Source organism: Methylovulum psychrotolerans (assembly GCF_002209385.1).
In the GTDB taxonomy this organism is placed as follows: domain Bacteria; phylum Pseudomonadota; class Gammaproteobacteria; order Methylococcales; family Methylomonadaceae; genus Methylovulum; species Methylovulum psychrotolerans.
The window spans coordinates 1,570,359-1,589,382 of sequence record NZ_CP022129.1 but is presented as its reverse complement, the minus strand read 5'-3'; the positions used below and the strand labels follow the sequence as shown (position 1 = coordinate 1,589,382).

Sequence of the window (19,024 nt, the reverse complement as noted above, 5' to 3'; positions counted from 1 at the left end):
CTCCCCCCCATATCCTAGCTAACTAAAAACCTACAAATGTAAAGGTAATGCTATGCGTATGGATAAACTCACCAGCAAGTTCCAGTCTGCCCTTGCCGATGCCCAAAGTTTGGCGTTGGGTAAAGACCACCAATTTATAGAACCCGCCCATGTCATGGCGGCCTTGCTCGATCAAGAAGGCGGCAGTGTTAAGCCTTTACTCGCTCAGATCAATGCCAATCCTGGCGCATTACGCCAAGATTTGGCTAAATTGCTCGACCGTATCGCCACCGTCAGCGGTTCTGGCGGCGATGTCCAATTGTCGAATGAATTAACCCGTTTGCTTAACCTGACCGATAAGTTGGCGCAAAAACGCCAAGACCAGTTTATTTCCAGTGAGCTGTTCCTGCTCGCCGCTTGCGAAGAAAAAGGCGTGCTTAACGACTTGCTGAAAAAATACGGCGTAACCAAGGCCGTGTTAGAAAAAGCGGTCGATGCGATGCGCGGGGGGGCGGCGGTCAATGATGCCAATGCCGAAGACCAGCGCCAAGCCTTAAAAAAATATACCATTGACCTGACCGAACGCGCCGAACGCGGCAAGCTCGACCCCGTTATTGGCCGTGATGATGAAATCCGCCGCACCATTCAGGTGTTGCAGCGCCGCACCAAAAACAATCCGGTGCTGATCGGTGAGCCTGGCGTCGGTAAAACGGCTATTGTCGAAGGCTTGGCGCAACGTATTGTCAATGGCGAAGTGCCTGAGGGCATGAAACACAAACAAGTGTTGGCGTTAGATATGGCGGCTTTGATTGCGGGGGCCAAATTTCGCGGCGAATTTGAAGAACGCTTGAAGGCCGTGTTAAGTGATCTTGCCAAACAAGAAGGGCAGGTCATTCTCTTTATTGACGAACTGCATACCATGGTCGGTGCAGGTAAAGCCGAAGGGGCGATGGATGCGGGCAATATGCTCAAACCGGCTTTGGCGCGGGGCGAACTGCATTGTGTCGGGGCGACGACCTTAGACGAGTACCGCAAATATGTCGAGAAAGATGCCGCGCTTGAACGCCGTTTTCAAAAAGTGTTGGTGGATGAGCCGTCAGTTGAAGACACTATCGCCATTTTGCGCGGTTTGAAAGAAAAATACGAAGTGCATCATGGTGTGGAAATCACTGATCCGGCTATCGTCGCCGCCGCTACGTTGTCTTACCGTTATATTGCCGACCGGCAATTGCCTGATAAGGCCATTGATTTGATCGATGAGGCCGCCAGCCGCATCCGTATGGAAATTGATTCCAAACCGGAGGCGATGGATCGCTTGCACCGCCGCCTCATCCAATTGAAAATCGAACAAGTCGCGCTTAAGAAAGAAAAAGACAGCGCCTCGAAAAAACGTCTGGAAATTCTTGAAGACGAAATTGCCGATTTGGAAAAAGAATATTCCGACTTGGAAGAAATTTGGAAAGCCGAAAAAGCCTCTTTGCAAGGCTCGGCCTCAATTAAGGAAAAACTGGAACACGCTAAAACCGAGTTGGAAGCGGCTAGCCGCGCTAACGATTTGGCGCGTCAGGCCGAATTGCAGTATGGCATTATTCCGGCTTTAGAAAAACAACTCAACCAAGCGGTACCTGCGGAAGCCCAAAAAATGACCTTGTTGCGTAACAAAGTCACCGACGAAGAAATTGCCGAAGTGGTATCGAAATGGACAGGGATTCCGGTCTCGAAAATGCTTGAAGGCGAACGCGATAAATTATTGCGTATGGAAGAGTTTTTAAGCCAGCGGGTCATTGGTCAGCAAGAGGCCCTAAAAGCCGTCAGCAACGCCATCCGCCGCTCGCGTGCCGGGTTATCAGACCCTAACCGCCCTAATGGCTCGTTCCTATTCTTAGGGCCTACAGGGGTCGGTAAAACGGAGTTATGCAAGGCTTTGGCGGAGTTCATGTTTGACACCACCGATGCGATGGTGCGTATTGATATGTCCGAGTTTATGGAAAAGCATTCGGTCGCCCGCCTGATTGGCGCACCTCCGGGTTATGTCGGTTATGAAGAAGGCGGTTATCTGACCGAACTGGTGCGGCGTAGGCCTTATTCGGTCATTCTGATGGATGAGATTGAAAAAGCCCATGCCGATGTCTTCAATGTCTTATTGCAAGTGTTGGATGACGGGCGTTTGACCGACGGCCAAGGCCGGACGGTGGACTTTAGGAATACCGTCATTGTCATGACCTCTAACTTGGGTTCCGATATTATCCAAGAATTGGCTGGTGAGACGTTATATCCAGTGATGAAGTCGGCAGTAATGGAACGGGTCAGCCAACATTTCCGGCCTGAGTTCATTAATCGGATTGATGAGGCGGTGGTGTTCCACCCTTTAGGACGCGAACAAATCCGCGCCATTTCGGGCATTCAGATCGACTTCTTACGCCGTCGCCTGCAAGACCGCGAACTCGGTTTTGTCATCAGCGAAGCCGCGTTAGATTTGCTCGGCGAAGCGGGTTTTGATCCGGTGTATGGAGCCAGACCCATGAAACGCGCTATCCAGCAGCACTTGGAAAACCCGCTGGCGCAAGCCATTTTAGCGGGGGATTTTGTGGCCGGTGATGTGATAACGGTGGCGGTTGACGGGGCGGGGCATTTGGTTTTTGGCAAATAACGCCGGATAGGCTGTGGCATAGGCCTTGGTAAGGCCTATGCTTACGGGGTCTGGTGCTAGACTTTTAGGGAAGCCGGCTTCACGGGGTTTATCGCCTGTTTAATGAGCGTGATCGCCTCGCCATTCAGTTGGGCGGTGCGCTTGTTGCCGACGCATAATGCCCCGCGAAAGCCTAAATAATCGGGCTTTAAGATCATCAGGCCAGGAATGTCGGTCAGCCGTAAGGAACCGGCCAAGCCGCATAACAGTTTATTGCGTTTCGCCAAACGGATGAATTGGCGCAGTTCCATCACATCCATCGCTTTGGTCAATGAGCCTCGGTTTTTGGTCATGGTGTCCAGCATTACGCCTTTAAAACCAGCTCTTTTAAAGAGTTTTATCAGGCTCAGATCGGGACTGGCATCGGCAAACAGCACGGCTATCAGGTTATGCTGGGGCGTTAATGCCGATAACTTGTTAATCATGGTCGGCCAGTCGCCGTCCGGAAAAAAGCCGATTTTTATATAATCAACCCCTGTTTGTGCCATAATTTGGGTGGCAAAGTAGACCAACTCCGGCTGCATCGGCAAATCGCCAATAGTGGCGCTGACCAAGCAGCGATGGCCAATGGCCTCGACAATTTGTTGGACAACTTCGGTGTCCAAAGCCCCTAAAGCGCCGTGTGCAGGTTGTTTCAGGTCAATGATGTCAACCTGTGCTGCCAATACCTCTAAGGCTTCTTCAATGCTGTTGACGCTTGCTAACATGCCGGTCATGGCCTGTCTCCATTTTTGAAAGTTTCAATGGCTTCCATCAGCCAATCCCAGGCTTCGCGTTCGCGCTCACCAGCGGTTTTCTCAAAACCAATACGCAAATACGCCAAATCGGCCTCAATTTTTGCCATCGGCAATAAATGTAGACGGCTGACCAAAATAGCCGCTTCCAATACCGCAAACTGGCTGCGGTTAAACCCGGTGAACGGGGCGTGGTTGACGCTATGCACCGCCGTGCAGAACAGCTTAGGGCGGGTGCTGTCGTCTTCTATGCGCACAACTTGCACTTCGGTATGCGCCAAGGCATTCGCTAAAACGGGTGCGTTGACATGGACGGCTGCTTGGAGGGGCCACTCGCGCCGTCCGGTCAGGCAACCGGCAAACACCCGCACATCATCGCAATAATTGAGCACGGCGTTAGGGTTTGCCAGCAGATTGTCCAAGGTTGTCGAAGGCCGGAACGGCAGGATGATGAATTCATCGCCTTGGCAGTGGACACCCATCGGGGCGATATGGCTAGCACCTGTGCTATCTTGAGTGGTGACTATGGTTTCTTGAATCATTTTTTCGGCAAAGTAGTTCCGGCGGGTTTAAAAGTATGTAAGTCAACGGTGGCTTCGGCCTGGTCGGTGGCGCAACCCCAGGTTAAGGCCTGGTCTTGGGTAAAGCGCTTGCCGAGTTGCCACGCGATTTCGGCACGGGCCAACTCTACCCCCAGGTAAAAAGCATGGCCACCATCTTGGCCGACATTGAGGTGCGGATAGAGGGCAAACGGGTCAGTCGCGCTGTATAAGCCATCGCGGTTAAAAATATGTAGGCCTTCGGCACTGGTTTGGATACGGAAACTGGGGTCTGTAATAGCCCCGGCCAATTCGCGTATCTCTTCTGGCGAATAGGGAAAAGGCGCAATTTCATGCGTGGTCATCAGGCCAGGGTGGATATGTTTCGGTAAAGTGGCCTGCTGTTTGGCGGCAAACATAATACGTCTGGCCACGTCGGCCTCTTTAATCGCCCGGCAAGCATGGCGGCTGACTTCGGTCGCCAAAATATGGTTAATATCCAATTCGGAACAAATGCCCAACAACAGGGCATTCATTCCGACCGTATCGGCGTGGGTTAGTTCGGTAATGTTGCCTACCCCCAACATCATTTCTATGCCGGGATGCCGGGTCCTGACTTCATGGTAACGCGCCAGCGAGCGGGTAAAGCCAAAATGCAGGGGGTCTAAAATTGGGTCGACGATAAACGGCTTGTTTTTGGCCTGCATCATGGCGATCGCCCTGTCCAAAGAGGCCAAGTCATCATGGTGTTCGGGGATTAAAATCGGCGTCGCGGCCACCTCATCGGCAATCCAGAGGCTGCTTTCATGGAGGCTGAGCAGGTAATCCGCCCCGGCTTGGCCGCCCCTCAGCAAATCTTCATCGACCAACGAGTCGATACTGACCCTAAATCCCGCCGCTTTTAAGGCGTGGATCAGCTCTTCCATCTGCGGGAAAGGGGTGCTGGGCAAACAGCCCAGATCAATGACATCGGCGCCGTTGTGCCGATAATACGCCGCCCGCTCCAACACTTGCGCGACGCTTAAGTTAGGCGCGTCGGTGATTTCGGCAAAAATTTTCACTTGGTAACGGCTTAAATCATAAGCCTGGGCTTTTTTGCCGAAATACTGCGGCAAATCTTTTAGCTCTTCCGGGCCGCGCAGGACGGGCACGTTAAGGTGCGCCGACAAAGCGGCAATATCGCCCCGGCAACGCCCCGGCAAAATGATCCTATCTGCCCCGAAGGTGTCGTGCAAACGTCTTGCCACCATGTCGGTGGTCATGAGTGCGGCGACTTTCAGCCCCAATTGATGCACCGTATAAGTAAAATCCGGCTGCATTTTTTCGAGTATGTTATGCAGTTGCTTTTCGGCCAGTTTGCCTGTCAAAAATAGGATATGTTCGCTCATGCCAAAGTCGCCAAGCGGGCTTGTACCGTCGCGATTAGGGACTCAACGCTGTCCACCACGGTTGTGTACTCAAATTGCCGTAACTTGTCAGTGCCTTCCAAGTCGATTTTACGCGGATACACCATGACTCTGCCACCGGGGGCGGTGGTCTCCATTTCTGGCGCAATATCGCAAGGGTAGACGATGCTGGGGATGCGGCATTTGCCCGCCTGCGAATACAGATTGGTCACTAAGGTATCGGCGATGCCTAACACACATTTGGCGACAGTATTGGACGTGGTCGGCGCCATGACGAAAGTGTGGTAATAGCTTTTGTAAAACAGCCCGACCGGGGGGGCTGACGCGGCTTTGTCGCGGTAAACCGACATTCTGCTACGGATATCCTGCAATGGGATGCCATACATTTTCAGCACTTCCTCGGCGGCCGGACTCAGGTATAAGTCTACGGCCTCCAAAGTCATTAAGAAAGCGATACATTCTTCTATATAATGGCCGGAGCCAGTGATTGCCCACGCTAATCGAGGTTTATCCATGAATTGTGTCAAATCGGTCTATGCAAACGGTTATTATAACCGAATTGTGGGCACTTTTTGTGGTCAGACAAATTTTAAGCAGGGTTTTGCTAATAGGGGTTTGGTGGCAGGGCGTAATCAGCGCTCCATCAAACCAAAAAAGATATTGAAACCCATATAGAGCCCAACTATTTGCTATTCGCCTTAGCTTAGCGGGGAATTTTGCGAAAATCTATTAAGTGCTTAACAACTATTTTGGTAACTTTTCACTCTTGCATATTTTAGCTGACGTAAGCCCAATAGAAGCGGCATAATGGCGGCGATTGCAGTTAAAAAGTTTAGGAAGCTATGTCACACCCCACACAAAAACAAATCAATAAAGACAATTTGTTAAACCAAGGCGTAGTCTTATTGACCCGTCAGGGTTATCACGGTACCGGCCTGAAAGAAATTTTGGATGCCGTGCAAATCCCCAAGGGGTCTTTTTATAATTATTTCGGCAGCAAAGAAAACTTTGCCGCCGAAGTGACCCAGCACTATATCGCCCCTTTTATCCGGCAGTTAAGCGAACATTTACAAAATCCCAATTGCGACGCGCTGACCGCGATCAAGCGCTATTTTGATGAGCTGATTGCCGAGCTTGAGCAAACCGACTTTAAAGGCGGTTGCCTATTAGGCAATTTAATGGGGGAAATTGGCGATACCAGCGAGGTGGTCAGGGCTTCTCTACAACAGGCGGTCAACCAATACCGCGATTTGTTGCAAGTGGGCTTAAGCCAAGCCCAGCAGGAAGGTACGGTCAGAACCGATAAGACGGCAGAGGAAATGGCGGATTTGCTGGTCAACACTTGGCAAGGAGTGTTGTTGCGCATGAAAATTGATAAATCCTCGGTACCGCTTAAGCAATGTTGCGAAAATTTATTGGATGATTATTTTAGGAATTGATGCTATTATTTGATTTCAAGACGACTGGTCATTTTATAAATTAACGAGGAGATCCACTGATGCCAAAATATATTATCGAACGCGATATTCCTGGAGCAGGTGCTTTAACTGCTGCCGATTTACAAGGTATTTCGCAAAAATCTTGCGGTGTCCTGAGCGATATGGGGCCGAAAATCCAATGGCTGGAAAGCTATGTGACCGATGATAAGGTCTATTGCGTTTACATCGCCCCCGATGCGGATACCGTGCGTGAACATGCCGAAAAAGGCGGTTTTCCGGCGAATCGCGTCTCGGAAATAAAAACCATCATCGACCCGACCACTGCTGAAGCCTAAGCACACACTATCCGAAACCGGAACTGGCTAAAACGTGCCGGTTTCGGATTGCGCCATCCATTACCTTAAGAGTTGACAATGAAAACAACAAATACTCTAAAATCCTTGTTGCTAAGCATGGCGTTACTGTCACCGCTGGCACATGCGGAAATACTGGCTATGCTCAATTATGAGAGCAAGCCCAACGTTACCCCCAGACGGGAAGGCATAGCGATTATTGATGTTGATCCCGCCTCCGCCAATTTCGCCAAAATAGTGACGGACATCCCTTTGCCGCCGGATTTGGTCGGACACCATATTTTTTACAATAAAGATGCCAGCAAAGCCTATTTGACGGCATTAGGCAGTAATCCCCTGCAAGTCATGGATATGAAAAAATATCCGTACCGCCTAAAAACGGTTGCCGTACCCGATTGCCAAGTCGCTGAAGATGTCGCCTTTTCCAAGGACAATAAATTCTGGTATCTCACCTGTATGGGTTCCAGTAATGTCATCGTCGGTGACGCGCAAACTGACCAAGCCATCAAAACCATCGCCGCCCCTGAAACTGGCGCGGCAAGCGCTTTTATCAGCTATCCGCACGGCATCGGCTTACAGGATGATATTGACCGTATCGTCGTCACCAGCACGGTGCGACCTTCCGATTTAGGTAACGCCGGCGAAACCGTCACCGTGATTGAAGCCAGCAGCGGCAAAGTGTTGTCTACCCATAAGCTGTCGGACAAACCCTCGCCTTCGGGTGTGTCGCCTGTCGAAGCGGTCTTTTTGCCGGGTGCTGATCCGGCGACGGTCTATGTCAACAATATGTTTGGCGGGACGATTTGGGCGGGTACTTGGGATAAAGACAGCAAGGATTTGAAATTCCGTGAAGTCTACGATTTCAGCCCGATTAAACAAGGCGTGCCGTTAGAGATTTACTTTAACCACAAACATGACCGCATGTTTGTCACCACGGCGAATCCAGGGGCGTTGAACGTTTTCGACATCAGCAAACCGACGCAACCGAAACTGTTAAAATCCATCCCTACCGCAGGTGGGGCGCACCACGTCGTGTTTTCGCCCGACGAGCATTATGCTTTTGTACAAAACAGTTTTTTAAATCTGCCCAATATGGATGACGGCTCCATCAGTGTTATCGACTTGGTGAAAATGGAAAAGAAAACCAGTATTGATACTTTAAAAAACCAAGGCTTTAACCCGAACTGCATCGTCATGTTACCCGAATGGCATCATGATGATGCCCATTAACAAAGCGCTTAAGCTGTAAACAAAAAGCCGCTTGATGCGGCTTTTTTTATGCCCGCTGAATGGCCGGGCGTTTGACTAAGCCCCTGCAATACGGTTTATTGTCTGTCATCACGTCTGGTTTTTGCCAGCTACTTTCTGAATAATTAATCCATGACCATCCGTAGCCGCCAACTCATTGCCCTGACCTTGCCCACCGCCTTATCGGCAATGCTCAATAACGCCTATCGGGTCATCGACCAGCAGGCCGTACAATGGCTGGGGGTCGATGCCCAAGCCGCGATTGCTTCCTGTACGTTTATCCTGATTGGCTATTACGCCATTTACTCGATTATCTCCGCAGGCACCTTGTCGTTGGTCGCCCGCGCCGTGGGGGCGGAACAGGCGGGCGAACAACAGCGTCTGATCGGTAACGCATTGACGGGAGCGGTGCTGATCGGCGCAGTGGTCTTGGGCTTAAGCGGCCTGTTCGCACCTGCCATCACGCATTTGCTGGGTTTGTCGGACGCGGTCGCCGACCAAGCCACCCTTTTCTTGCGCTGGCAAGCGGCGTATTGTTTGCCGCAAGCGATAATGCCGACCTTAGATGCTATTTTTATCGCCTATGGACGCACCCGCATTGTCTTAGGGTTACAAATTATCGCCACCGTGCTGAATATTGTCCTAAACCCCGTCTGTATCTACCGTTTAGGCTACGGCATTGGCGGCTCCGCTATGGCAACCGGATTGAGCCAAGCGGTTGCCGCCTTAATCGGCTTGCTGTTATTACGCAGGAGTTGCCCGTTCCGGTTCCGGCACCTAGGCTTTGATGGCGCAGTGTTGAAAATCGCCAAAATCGGCTTGCCGATGTGTTGGGGGATTTTAATGTTCTCGCTGGTGTACGGGGCGATGCTGCATTGGGTGATTTCTCCCTTGGGTGCACCGGTTAATGCCGCCTTGGGCATCGGTTTTTCGGCCTTAGAAGGCTTCACTTGGCCGATTTTCTGGGGCTTTTCAATGGGCATCGCCAGTCTGGTCGGGCGTAATCTGGGGGCAGGGGATGTGACCGAAGCCAAACAGGCCATCCGGTTGGGGTTTAAATTATTGACCTTAACGGGTTTGCTGGTGACGGGGATATTTTTCTTCGGGGCGCAGTGGTTATGCGGCTGGTTTACCAAAGATGCGCAAGTCTTGGCCGAAGCGGTGCGGTATGCGCAAATCCTAGCCTTCGCACAATTGTTTGTCGCTTATGAATCTTTAGCCGAAGGCGTGTTGAGCGGGGCAGGCAAAACCACGACCATCTTTTACTGGTCAGCGCCGTTAAATATTTTGCGCATCCCGTTCAGTTGGTTTTTCGCTATTTATTTGGGTTACGGGTCGGCGGCGGTCTGGTGGGTGATTGGCGCATCCACGTTCCTTAAGGCCTTGGGTAAGGGCTGGTCGGTACGCTCTGGGGGCTGGCAACGCTAGGGTTTATACCGCAATAACGGCCTGTTAGGTGCTGATGTGTACAGTGGCTTGTTTAGTTTTTTGTCGCCGGATGTTTAATTGCTGGGTTTTGGGGTAGCTTAGGGACTCTTGATGCGACAATATAGCAAGATTTTTTACAATGTAATCTATTTATTGATCGGCAAAGCTATACTGAATAGTGTTTATTTTTAGCAACCCCATTGGCATCATCCTATATTTTCACCCCATCTCCCCAGAAAGCCATGCTTGCGTGTAGAATAGGCGGATGCCTAGCCCATTAGAGCGATTATGATGACCATAGCCCCTATTATATGCCGTTGCTTGTTATTTGCCCTAGTGCTGGTAGGTTGTACTCAAGACCAGCAGAACCAGTTATCCAGAAAGGTGGTGGAGTTGCTGGACGGCAATTATCGCGTCACTTATGCCAATGGTCCTACGGAAAAAAGTTGGGTCATTAAAAACGGTAAGGTCACGACCAGCGAGAAGGGCTATTATTATTTTTGGGATGAGCATAAGCATTATGTGCAAGTGCCTATCGAAAACACCTTTATTGAAGAAATTGCTAACTGACATCTGAGACTTAACGAATGGATATGACCAAACTCTTGGCCGGACTGTGTCTGGCCGCCGTCACGTTTTCCGCTGCCGCCGAGCCTTTTAAGGTCTGCGCCGACCCGCTCAACCCGCCGTATTCCAGCAAGCAGCAAGACGGGTTTGAAAACAAAATCGCCGAGCTGTTCGCCAAGGAGTTGGGCCAGCCTTTAGAGTACACTTGGTTTCCGCAACGTATCGGTTTTATCCGCAATACCTTGACCGCGCCTGTTAACGATAAGGAAGTCGACAGTAAGGTGTTTAAATGCGATGTGGTGATGAATGTGCCGGACGGTTCGGACATGACCCTCACCACCCAGCCTTATTACCGTTCGACTTATGTGCTGTTAATCGCTAAAGGGCGGGGCTGGGATGACATTACCGATACCAAGCAATTGGTGCTGATGCCGTTGCAGCGACAAGAAAAGTTGCAGATTGCCATGTTTGACCGCAGCCCCGGCACGACTTGGATGCAAAAGAACGGCTTGCTCGACCAAGGTATCCCGTATCAGTCGATGTCGGGCGATGAGGACAATAATATCGCCATGCAGTTGGATAAGGATTTAAAAGCCAAGAAAATTGATATGGTGATTGTCTGGGGGCCGTTGGCGGGCTATATCATTTCGCAAAGCCCTAAAAACAGTTACAACATTATCCCGATGGTTTCGTCGCAAGGCATCCAATTTGAGTTTTCTATGGCGATGGGGGTGCGTAACGGTGATAAAGACCGTAAGGCTATGCTAGATAAGCTTATCCAGGCGAAAGCGGCGGATATCCGTAAGATTATCGAGTCTTATAATATCCCTTTGTTAGATTTGCCGAAAGCTCCCCAAAAAAAGGCTGATGATGATTAAGGCCATGCAGGAACAACCCAACGGTAAACCATTTGCCCGCTGATAACCGCTATTCCGATGCCGACATTGCCGCCGTCTATCGGGTGATTTATGAGCGGCGTGATATGCGGCATTTTTTGCCCGACCCGATTGCCCCCGAACAGCTCAGGCGTTTGCTGGCGGCTGCCCATCACGCGCCCAGTGTGGGTTTTATGCAGCCGTGGCGGTTTGTCCGTGTCCGTTGCCCGACGCTGAGGGCGCAATTGCACCAATTGGTTGAGCAGGAACGCCTGTTGACGGCCAAAGCTTTGCGGGAGCGCGAGGACAGCTTTATGAAGCTGAAAGTGGAGGGTATTTTGGACTGTGCGGAGGTGTTGGTCGCGGCATTATGCGGACAGCGCGATCAGCATGTTTTTGGGCGGCGGACTTTGCCGGAAATGGATTTGGCTTCGGTGTCCTGTGCCATCCAAAATATTTGGCTGGCGGCGCGGGCCGAAGGTCTGGGCATGGGTTGGGTGTCGCTGTTTGCCCCTGAGGCACTGAAGGGGCTGCTGGACATGCCTGAGGATAGCCATCCGGTCGCGGTGTTATGTCTGGGCCATGTCGCCACGTTTTATGAGCAGCCGCTATTGCAGCAAGCAGGCTGGGCCGAGCGTCAGAATCTTGACGAACTGATCTTTGAGAACTATTGGAATACCCCCCCGTGCCGTTAAATTTTACTATCGTGCCGCCGTCTTCGGCTTTGGCATCCGCCTTACAGCAAAAAATCGATCAAAAAATCAAGCCTCTAGGAGCCTTAGGACAATTGGAGGCGTTGGCCTTACGCATCGGCCTGATCCAAAACACCTTAACGCCGACGCTAAATAAGCCGCAGATTATCGTTTTTGCGGGCGACCACGGGTTGGCGGCGGCTGGGGTGAGCGCGTATCCGGCCAGCGTTACCGCGCAAATGGTCGCCAATTTCCTTAACGGCGGGGCGGCGATTAATGTCTTTGCCAAGCAACACGGTTTGGGGCTGTGGATTGTCGATGCGGGGGTGGATGCCGATTTGTCGGCGTATCCGGGCTTAATTGCCGCCAAAATCGCTAGGGGTACACGCAACTGCCTTACCGAAGCGGCGATGAGTACGGCAGAGTGTTACGCGGCACTGCAAAAAGGCGCGGAATTGGTCAAAGCCAGCTATGCCCAGGGCTGTAATTGCCTGGGGCTGGGTGAGATGGGCATCGGCAATACGGCTTCGGCTAGTTTGCTGATGCACCGCTTGACGGGCTTGCCTTTGGCGGATTGTGTCGGGCGCGGCACGGGTCTGGATGACGGGCAATTACGCCATAAAATGTCGGTGTTGGAGCAGGTGCTGGCGCGGCATCAGAGCGTGTCGGCAGACTCGCCTTTAGAGGTTCTGGCGGCGTTCGGCGGCTTTGAAATCGCCATGATGGTTGGGGCGTACTTACAAGCCGCCGAATTGGGCATGGTGATTATGGTGGACGGCTTTATCGCCAGTGCGGCGTTGTTGGTGGCGGCACAGTGTTATCCGGCGGTATTGGCGTACTGCGTGTTCAGCCATGTCTCCAACGAGCGCGGCCATCAGGCTTTGTTAACGCATTTTAATGCCACCGCGCTGTTAAATTTGGATATGCGTTTGGGCGAAGGCTCCGGGGTCGCTATCGCTTACCCTATACTGCAATCCGCCGTGCTATTTTTAAATACGATGGCGACCTTTGCTGAGGCGGGGGTTAATCAGTAAGGCCATTGCACTTTACTGGAGAGGCCATACCGCCCGGTGTACAATGGTCTTCAGCCACTGTACGCTTACCTAACCGTGTGTACCAATTTTAGCCTGTCGTTTGCTTAACGCTGGACTCTATATGCCAAACCAAATCCCTTAGGCAAAACCTTTGCCCCACGTCCCCGCATAAAACTGTTGTCCGACCTCGGCGCGTGAGCGCTCCGCCACTTCGGCGGCTTGGAACATGTCATCCAAGCTTGCCGCCTCAGCTTGATAGCCTACTGCCATCATGGCCATTGGCGTACAGTCCTCTGGCAAAGCGAAAGTATGACGCGCTTTATCGGCATCAAACCCGCCCATCTGATGTGCCACCAAGCCTAAGGCGGTAGCCTGCAAGCTTAAGGTAGCGCTGGCCGCGCCAGTATCGTACATGGCCCAGCGGTTGGCTTGGCCGTTATGGTTAAAATTTGCCATGGCCACTGACAGTATCAGCACAGGGGCATTTTTCGCCCAAAGGCGGTTTTTTTCGACGAGAGTCGCCAATGCCGCTTCCCAGCCAGTCGGATCGGTACTTTTGTCGCAAACGACAAACCGCCATGGCTGATCGTTGAAGCATGAAGCGGCCCAGCGGGCGGCTTCTAGCAAAGCCAGTAAATCAGCATGGCTAACGGGTTTGCTAGGATCCATCGCCCGCGGACTCCAACGATTTGCGATAAGGTCATGAATATCTACGGATGTTACGGCAGGTTTCAGTTGCATAGTTAAATTCCTAAAAAGAGGGTCAGCGGGATGGAAGGCCAGAAGCGCGTCTGTAAGGCGATTCTACCATTTAATGGCATGAAGACTGGAAAACAAAACGGGATATAGTCGGTATTTTTGTCAACAAGTGCCGCATTTTGTCACTTTTTTTATTGGCTAGTGTCTTTCAGGGCGAATAAAAAGCCCATCTATTGCATATAGTGTATGGGTTTTTATCAGAAATACGGTTTTTATAAAAAAAATGGTATATAAAATGCTGTAAATTATTTAAAATAGTGTCCATAACCAATGGTTATTTTTTATGTACCCTCCGTGCCCTCGTAGGAATTAAGGTGTTGTTCCGCGAGATCGCTTTATATTTGAAAGTTATCTTTAGTGACACACTTAATTGGAGTGACCAATGGCCTGTTCATTTAGCACAAATCTTCACGCGTTACGCGGCTTCCTTGCCATAGGATGCGCGGCGTTGTCTTTATCCGTTTCTACGGCAGCTTTTGCAGGGCAAGTCGAGTTTGTCAACAATGGTTCTTTTGAAACCACTACGGCGACCGGATCAACCTTACTCCAAAGCGGTACCCATGCCTTATCCGGTTGGACTGTTGGGGCCGGGTCTGGTAACGGTTATACGTTTTTGGCTTTTCCCGGTACGGCGGGTACCAGCATTAATGGCAGCAATGGCATTAGGTTATGGGATAAAGGCAATGGCGGGCTGAATACCATCCCTACGTCTAGCCCGGATGGCGGTAAATTTATCGTCAGTGACGGCGCCTATCAATTGACCACACTTTACCAAACCTTAACTGGGCTGAGTGTCGGGCATTTGTATCAGCTACGTTTTTATCAGGCGGCGGGACAGCAAACCGGTTTTACGGGTAACACGACCAACCAGTGGCAGGTGTCTTTTGGCGGTTCGTTAACGACCGTCAATAGCATTACTTTGCCTAACGGGCAAACCTATAGCGGTTCAACGCAGGTTGTCAGCGGCGGCGACACCCGTTTGTCACAAGTGATGAGCAATACCAGCAAAGGCTTTACTGGCTGGTCTTATCAATCTATGACGTTTAGGGCTACTGCGCAAAACCAACTGTTGGGCTTTTTAGCGTTGGGTGGGCCTTTAGGGCAGCCGCCTTTTTCGTTGCTTGACGGCATTTCCCTTACGGAACAATTGCCCGAACCGGGTAGTTTGGCTTTAGTCTTTTTAGGTATGGGAGCCGCTGGATTGATGCGGCAACGCCGCCTTAAACGGGCTTAAGTAGCCATTATTGCAGAAAAAAATGGAAGCGGCGGCTGTTTAAAAACAGCCGCCGCTTTTTTTGTTTATAGCCTTCCCGTTTCATTATGGACTTTCTTCAAAACGCGCCATCTTTTGTCATTGATGTTTTCAGGCTATCGCTTTGGCTACTGATTATTATGGTTATCTTTGCACCTTTAGAGGCGCTTTGGCCCTTACATCGGCAAGCATTTTTCCGCAAAGCTTGGTTGACCGATTTAAGTTACTTTTTTTTAAGCGGTTTGTTGCCCAAGTTTTTCTTAGTCCTGCCGATGACTTTTATCACGCTGGGGCTGCGTGATCTGATGCCCGTAGAATTGCACCGCTATGTCTCTGAATTACCGCTATGGGCGCGTTTTGCCGCCGCTATGGTCGTGGGGGAATTCGGTACTTATTGGGGGCACCGTTGGATGCACGAAATCCCCTTCTTATGGCGTTTCCATGCCATCCACCACAGTGCCGAACAGATAGATTGGCTGGTCAATACCCGCGCCCACCCGATAGATTTGGCGTTGCCGCGCTTATGCGGTTTTGTGCCGATGCTTTTGTTGGGGTTGGCGCAACCACCGGCTGCCGATCAGGTGGATTTATTGCCTTTGCTGGTTACGTTAGTCGGTACGGTTTGGGGGTTTTTTATCCATGCCAATCTGCGTTGGCGGTTTGGCTGCTTGGAATGGTTTATCTCTACGCCAGCTTTTCATCATTGGCATCACACGAAAGACAATCTACACGTCATCAATAAAAACTATGCGGCGATGTTGCCGTGGATGGACAAGTTGTTCGGCACTTATTATTTGCCTAAGGACGCTTGGCCTAAACGCTATGGCATTGATACGCCGATGACCCCAAGTCTGTTAAAACAAATGCTCCAGCCTTTTTACAGGCAAATCAAGCCATCCGGTCAACCTAAAGGCTGAGCCAGCCATATCAAGGCTTAGCTAAAAATCATACCCATATGTCGGGTAAATACGGCACAATGATAGTGGTTATAACGCATAACACTTGTTTGTAAAATCGTCCTAAGCTATACCTGACTTCAAAAACCGCCCAGGATCTTGCGTAACGCCTTGGCCTTATTTGAAGCAAGCCCTTATAGGGCATCTAATAATAGCACTTGGAGTAGACGATCATGAAAACAGCAGTCAATAAAGTCGGCAAACTTGCCGCTCTGGCTTTAACTTTAGCCAGTTTCACTTATGGCGGCCAAGCCGCCGCCGATGTTGCCGGCCGCATTGAGTGGAATGACCCCTCACCTTGGACAACACTCGCGTCAACCTGTGCGGTGGATGAAAGCGGTTTAAAGCAGTATGCGTTTAATTATGCCGACTTTTATTATCTTGGCAGTGCGGTGAGTACCCCTAACCGTAAAGGCGGGGTTTTTCCGCTGGTAGGCCGTTGTAATGTCGATAATCCTTTAGACGCGAATGTCAACCCCAAATGGAACACCTTGATTATCGGTTATATGGATCCGGATTTGCAAAAAACCGATGCTTCAGTCGTTGCCAGACTCATTCAGGTTAAACGCGCCACTGGCGCGACCAGCACTTTGGCAATCTTTAATAGCAACACGAATAGCACTGTAGGGCGTACTGAAGGTTATGTGACCTTTGATGCTAGCTTCGACTTCCATAACAACGCTTACTTTGTGCAATTGGAGTTGGTGCGTGCCAGCACCGAAGTCCTTAGCCCGATTGTGTACAGTGCGCGTTTGGTGGACAGCTCACCCGATACCGTGCCTAAGTAACAAGAAACTGGGTCTCGCCCTGAAAGCTTTCCAATCATGGCAATCCCCCTAAGTTTTGCATTTGCCGCAGTATCCATTGCTGGCGTTTGAGCAAATACGCCGATGGCTGGGTCGCCCTAAACTTAATCGGGTTAGGTAAGGTTGCCGCCAACAAGGCCGCTTGTTGGCGGCTTAATTGTTTGGCGGGAATGCCAAAATAATGTTGGCTGGCCGCTTCAATGCCGAAAATATGGTCGCCAAATTCGGCGATGTTCAGATACACCTCCAAAATCCGTTGCTTATCCCAGAGCATTTCCAGCAATAACGTGAACCAAACTTCCAAGCCTTTGCGGACGACATTTTTCGAGGGGGTCAGGAACAGATTCTTAGCGACTTGCTGGGAGATGGTGCTGGCCCCGCGCAGTTTGCCGCCATGATTATAAACCTCAAGCGAGGCTTCAATAGACGCAAGGTCGAAGCCGTTATGTTGAAAAAAGTTCTGGTCTTCGCTGGCAATGGCGGCTAACGGTGCGGCACTGGCGATATTGTCCAGACTCGTCCAACGGTAATCAATGGCTTGGAATATGCCCGCCGCCAACAAGTCTTCGCCGTGCCGATAGAGCATCATCCCTGATGTCGGGGGCGGCAACCAACGGAGCAGAGTGCATAAGCCGATAGACGATAAGAGGAAGAATAACAGCAGATTGCGTAAGATAACGCTAATCGGCCATCGCGGCGGTATGGGGGTATCGTGATGTGTGGACAAATGCTGACTAAAGGCGGTTTAAGGCTGGTTTTTATATAATAAAGCCTTTACCTCCTGATGAATACTCTCCGCCCAGCTATTTTTGCAATCTTGGCACATTGAGGTGCTGACCGGCGTTTGCCACCCCCCTCCTAAAGCCTTATAAAGTGCCACCAAGTTGCTGGCAACCATCAGGTTACTTTCGGCTTGGCTGCTTTGGGTTTGGTAGAGCGCTTGTTGGCTGTCCAACACCTCCGTAAAAGCCGTCAGGCCTTTTTGGTAGCGTTCGGTCGCCAATTGCACCGCCAACTGGTTAGCCGCCACGGCACGCGCTAAGGCCTGGTGACGTTGCTGTTCTTTACTGTAGGCTATCAGCGAGTCTTCAACGTCTTTAAAAGCCGTTAGCACCGCCGTTTCATAGCTTAGCTTGGCTTCTTCGGATAAGGCTTGCTTGCTGCTGACATTGGCTTGCAGATTGCCCCAGTTAAAAATCGGCAGGGTCAGGGAGGCGGCGGTTGACCACGACTTGCCGATAGGCGTGACATCCTTGACGCTCATATTTTGCAAACCCAGAAACGCGGTCAGGTTCAGCTTAGGGTACAGCTCCGCCTTGGCAACGCCGATATTGGCGGTCGCCACTGCCAATAAGCGTTCGGCACGGCGAATATCGGGGCGGCGTTTTAACAGTTCCGAAGGTAAGTCGGGGATGACCGTAGCCGCTACGCTGGGCAGCGGGGCAGGGCGTTGCAGCTTGCCATTCAGGGCGGCAGGTTGCTTGCCCAATAACAGGCTGAGCGCGTGCAGCTTTTGTTGGATTTGGCTTTCATAATTGGGCAGTTGCGCTTGGGTGGTCGCCAGTTGCGCCTCAGCGCGGACGGCTGCCAAACTGTCTGCCAACCCCGATTGCTGGCGGATTTGCGTCAATGCCAAGGTATCGGCTTGACTTGTTACGTTAGCTTGGGTGATGCCCAACAATTGTTGGTTGGCGCGTAATTCCAGATAGTTTCTGGCGACTTCGGCAAGCAAGGTCACTAAAATGTCCCGGCTGTTTTCGATTTCGCTGTCTACCGTCGCATCCGCCGCTTCCGCCGCCCGCCTGACGCCGCCAAAAAAATCCAGTTCCCATTGGGCATCAAAGCCGGTCTGGAAAATGTCAATCAGTTGGTTGCCGATGCCAAAACCGCCGCCCGCACTACTGCCGCCCGCCGCTGACGAGCCGCTAGAGGTATTGTTTAAGCGGCGGCTGATATTGCTTCTGGCGGTCATGCTCGGCAACGCCGAGGCATAAATGGCCACGCGCTGGGCGCGGACATCTTTAACACGCATCAAGGCTTTCCTTACGTCTAAATTGGCGGTAATGGCCTCATTAATCAGTTGATTGAGTTGCGGGTCGCGAAAAGTTTGCCACCATGCGTCCGCTTGCTTGGCTTGTGCTGCCGTTGGCGCGGCCATACCTTGCCATTGCTTGGGGGTGCTAACGGTCGGGGGCTTATAATCGGGGCCTACCGCCGTACACGCGCTCAGCGTCATACTCAGGCACACTAAGAAGGAGGGCTTCATCG

At 51.2% G+C, this 19,024-nt stretch carries 19 protein-coding genes; 12 read left to right on the top strand and 7 right to left on the bottom strand.

Features of this window, described 5'->3' with window-relative positions; all coding sequences use genetic code 11:
• Positions 1 to 52 precede the first annotated feature (52 nt).
• Entirely contained in the window at positions 53 to 2,629 is a 2,577-nt protein-coding gene (gene clpB, locus CEK71_RS07220; RefSeq protein ID WP_088618758.1) for an ATP-dependent chaperone ClpB, read from the top strand.
• 56 nt (positions 2,630 to 2,685) lie between these two features.
• Here clpB and CEK71_RS07215 read toward each other — a convergent pair whose 3' ends face one another.
• The 4 genes from CEK71_RS07215 to CEK71_RS07200 are packed head-to-tail and all read right to left on the bottom strand — an operon-like array spanning position 2,686 to position 5,862.
• On the bottom strand, positions 2,686 to 3,384 hold the full coding sequence (locus tag CEK71_RS07215) for a (5-formylfuran-3-yl)methyl phosphate synthase (RefSeq protein ID WP_088618757.1): 699 nt from the start codon (positions 3,382 to 3,384) through the stop codon (positions 2,686 to 2,688).
• Complete coding sequence (locus CEK71_RS07210; protein WP_088618756.1) at positions 3,381 to 3,944, bottom strand: DUF447 domain-containing protein; 564 nt, start codon at positions 3,942 to 3,944, stop codon at positions 3,381 to 3,383. Before CEK71_RS07210 ends, CEK71_RS07215 begins: the two co-directional genes overlap by 4 nt.
• On the bottom strand, positions 3,941 to 5,329 hold the full coding sequence (locus CEK71_RS07205) for a DUF6513 domain-containing protein (RefSeq protein ID WP_088618755.1): 1,389 nt from the start codon (positions 5,327 to 5,329) through the stop codon (positions 3,941 to 3,943). The genes CEK71_RS07210 and CEK71_RS07205 overlap by 4 nt, the downstream gene beginning before the upstream one ends.
• A complete protein-coding gene (locus CEK71_RS07200; protein WP_088618754.1) occupies positions 5,326 to 5,862 on the bottom strand; it encodes a flavoprotein in 537 nt (178 codons plus the stop codon). The genes CEK71_RS07205 and CEK71_RS07200 overlap by 4 nt, the downstream gene beginning before the upstream one ends.
• A 327-nt stretch (positions 5,863 to 6,189) precedes the next feature.
• Here CEK71_RS07200 and CEK71_RS07195 point away from each other — a divergent pair, with 327 nt between their 5' ends.
• The 8 genes from CEK71_RS07195 (at position 6,190) to cobT (ending at position 12,983) form a co-directional block, all read left to right on the top strand.
• Positions 6,190 to 6,786, top strand: coding sequence for a TetR/AcrR family transcriptional regulator (locus CEK71_RS07195; RefSeq protein ID WP_088618753.1), 597 nt, complete (start codon positions 6,190 to 6,192; stop codon positions 6,784 to 6,786).
• A gap of 59 nt (positions 6,787 to 6,845) precedes the next feature.
• On the top strand, positions 6,846 to 7,121 hold the full coding sequence (locus tag CEK71_RS07190) for a DUF4242 domain-containing protein (protein WP_088618752.1): 276 nt from the start codon (positions 6,846 to 6,848) through the stop codon (positions 7,119 to 7,121).
• 78 nt (positions 7,122 to 7,199) lie between these two features.
• Entirely contained in the window at positions 7,200 to 8,369 is a 1,170-nt protein-coding gene (locus tag CEK71_RS07185) for a YncE family protein (RefSeq protein WP_088618751.1), read from the top strand.
• Positions 8,370 to 8,519: 150 nt separating this feature from the next.
• Positions 8,520 to 9,815 (top strand): MATE family efflux transporter, encoded by a 1,296-nt coding sequence (locus CEK71_RS07180; protein ID WP_088618750.1) that lies wholly within the window; start codon positions 8,520 to 8,522, stop codon positions 9,813 to 9,815.
• 288 nt (positions 9,816 to 10,103) lie between these two features.
• Entirely contained in the window at positions 10,104 to 10,385 is a 282-nt protein-coding gene (locus tag CEK71_RS07175) for a hypothetical protein (RefSeq protein ID WP_232463780.1), read from the top strand.
• 23 nt (positions 10,386 to 10,408) lie between these two features.
• Positions 10,409 to 11,260 carry a quinoprotein dehydrogenase-associated putative ABC transporter substrate-binding protein gene (locus CEK71_RS07170; protein WP_408630482.1) on the top strand — a complete coding sequence of 284 codons (852 nt, stop codon included), beginning with the start codon at positions 10,409 to 10,411 and terminating at the stop codon, positions 11,258 to 11,260.
• Between the two features lie 32 nt (positions 11,261 to 11,292).
• Complete coding sequence (bluB, locus tag CEK71_RS07165) at positions 11,293 to 11,952, top strand: 5,6-dimethylbenzimidazole synthase (protein ID WP_088618747.1); 660 nt, start codon at positions 11,293 to 11,295, stop codon at positions 11,950 to 11,952.
• Positions 11,943 to 12,983: a nicotinate-nucleotide--dimethylbenzimidazole phosphoribosyltransferase gene (gene cobT / locus CEK71_RS07160; RefSeq protein WP_088618746.1), complete on the top strand. Its 1,041-nt coding sequence runs from the start codon at positions 11,943 to 11,945 to the stop codon at positions 12,981 to 12,983. Before bluB ends, cobT begins: the two co-directional genes overlap by 10 nt.
• A 138-nt stretch (positions 12,984 to 13,121) precedes the next feature.
• Here cobT and CEK71_RS07155 read toward each other — a convergent pair whose 3' ends face one another.
• Entirely contained in the window at positions 13,122 to 13,724 is a 603-nt protein-coding gene (locus CEK71_RS07155) for a nitroreductase family protein (protein WP_088618745.1), read from the bottom strand.
• 466 nt (positions 13,725 to 14,190) lie between these two features.
• On the opposite strand from CEK71_RS07155, the gene CEK71_RS07150 reads away from it, so the two are divergent.
• The 3 genes from CEK71_RS07150 to CEK71_RS07140 all read left to right on the top strand — a co-directional run bounded on the left by CEK71_RS07150 (position 14,191) and on the right by CEK71_RS07140 (position 16,738).
• The gene (locus tag CEK71_RS07150) at positions 14,191 to 14,976 is read left to right on the top strand and encodes a PEP-CTERM sorting domain-containing protein (RefSeq protein WP_170065010.1); all 786 of its coding nucleotides are present in this window, start codon (positions 14,191 to 14,193) and stop codon (positions 14,974 to 14,976) included.
• A gap of 158 nt (positions 14,977 to 15,134) precedes the next feature.
• A complete protein-coding gene (locus CEK71_RS07145) occupies positions 15,135 to 15,911 on the top strand; it encodes a sterol desaturase family protein (protein WP_088621532.1) in 777 nt (258 codons plus the stop codon).
• A 212-nt stretch (positions 15,912 to 16,123) separates the two neighbouring features.
• On the top strand, positions 16,124 to 16,738 hold the full coding sequence (locus tag CEK71_RS07140; RefSeq protein WP_088618743.1) for a hypothetical protein: 615 nt from the start codon (positions 16,124 to 16,126) through the stop codon (positions 16,736 to 16,738).
• Between the two features lie 34 nt (positions 16,739 to 16,772).
• Here CEK71_RS07140 and mtgA read toward each other — a convergent pair whose 3' ends face one another.
• Together mtgA and CEK71_RS07130 are read right to left on the bottom strand one after the other, a co-directional pair.
• Positions 16,773 to 17,483, bottom strand: coding sequence for a monofunctional biosynthetic peptidoglycan transglycosylase (mtgA, locus tag CEK71_RS07135; protein WP_198328492.1), 711 nt, complete (start codon positions 17,481 to 17,483; stop codon positions 16,773 to 16,775).
• A gap of 18 nt (positions 17,484 to 17,501) precedes the next feature.
• Positions 17,502 to 19,022 (bottom strand): efflux transporter outer membrane subunit, encoded by a 1,521-nt coding sequence (locus CEK71_RS07130; protein WP_088618742.1) that lies wholly within the window; start codon positions 19,020 to 19,022, stop codon positions 17,502 to 17,504.
• Positions 19,023 to 19,024 lie beyond the last annotated feature (2 nt).

What these genes read in the sequence shown, in the direction of transcription:
- CEK71_RS07175 (WP_232463780.1), top strand. Translation starts at nt 10,104, where the DNA reads ATGATGACCATAGCCCCTATTATATGCCGTTGCTTGTTATTTGCCCTA.
- CEK71_RS07130 (WP_088618742.1), bottom strand. Translation starts at nt 19,022, where the DNA reads ATGAAGCCCTCCTTCTTAGTGTGCCTGAGTATGACGCTGAGCGCGTGT.
- clpB (WP_088618758.1), top strand. Translation starts at nt 53, where the DNA reads ATGCGTATGGATAAACTCACCAGCAAGTTCCAGTCTGCCCTTGCCGAT.
- CEK71_RS07170 (WP_408630482.1), top strand. Translation starts at nt 10,409, where the DNA reads ATGACCAAACTCTTGGCCGGACTGTGTCTGGCCGCCGTCACGTTTTCC.
- CEK71_RS07215 (WP_088618757.1), bottom strand. Translation starts at nt 3,384, where the DNA reads ATGACCGGCATGTTAGCAAGCGTCAACAGCATTGAAGAAGCCTTAGAG.
- CEK71_RS07210 (WP_088618756.1), bottom strand. Translation starts at nt 3,944, where the DNA reads ATGATTCAAGAAACCATAGTCACCACTCAAGATAGCACAGGTGCTAGC.
- CEK71_RS07140 (WP_088618743.1), top strand. Translation starts at nt 16,124, where the DNA reads ATGAAAACAGCAGTCAATAAAGTCGGCAAACTTGCCGCTCTGGCTTTA.
- CEK71_RS07200 (WP_088618754.1), bottom strand. Translation starts at nt 5,862, where the DNA reads ATGGATAAACCTCGATTAGCGTGGGCAATCACTGGCTCCGGCCATTAT.
- CEK71_RS07190 (WP_088618752.1), top strand. Translation starts at nt 6,846, where the DNA reads ATGCCAAAATATATTATCGAACGCGATATTCCTGGAGCAGGTGCTTTA.
- CEK71_RS07205 (WP_088618755.1), bottom strand. Translation starts at nt 5,329, where the DNA reads ATGAGCGAACATATCCTATTTTTGACAGGCAAACTGGCCGAAAAGCAA.
- CEK71_RS07195 (WP_088618753.1), top strand. Translation starts at nt 6,190, where the DNA reads ATGTCACACCCCACACAAAAACAAATCAATAAAGACAATTTGTTAAAC.
- CEK71_RS07145 (WP_088621532.1), top strand. Translation starts at nt 15,135, where the DNA reads ATGGTTATCTTTGCACCTTTAGAGGCGCTTTGGCCCTTACATCGGCAA.
- CEK71_RS07180 (WP_088618750.1), top strand. Translation starts at nt 8,520, where the DNA reads ATGACCATCCGTAGCCGCCAACTCATTGCCCTGACCTTGCCCACCGCC.
- CEK71_RS07155 (WP_088618745.1), bottom strand. Translation starts at nt 13,724, where the DNA reads ATGCAACTGAAACCTGCCGTAACATCCGTAGATATTCATGACCTTATC.
- CEK71_RS07185 (WP_088618751.1), top strand. Translation starts at nt 7,200, where the DNA reads ATGAAAACAACAAATACTCTAAAATCCTTGTTGCTAAGCATGGCGTTA.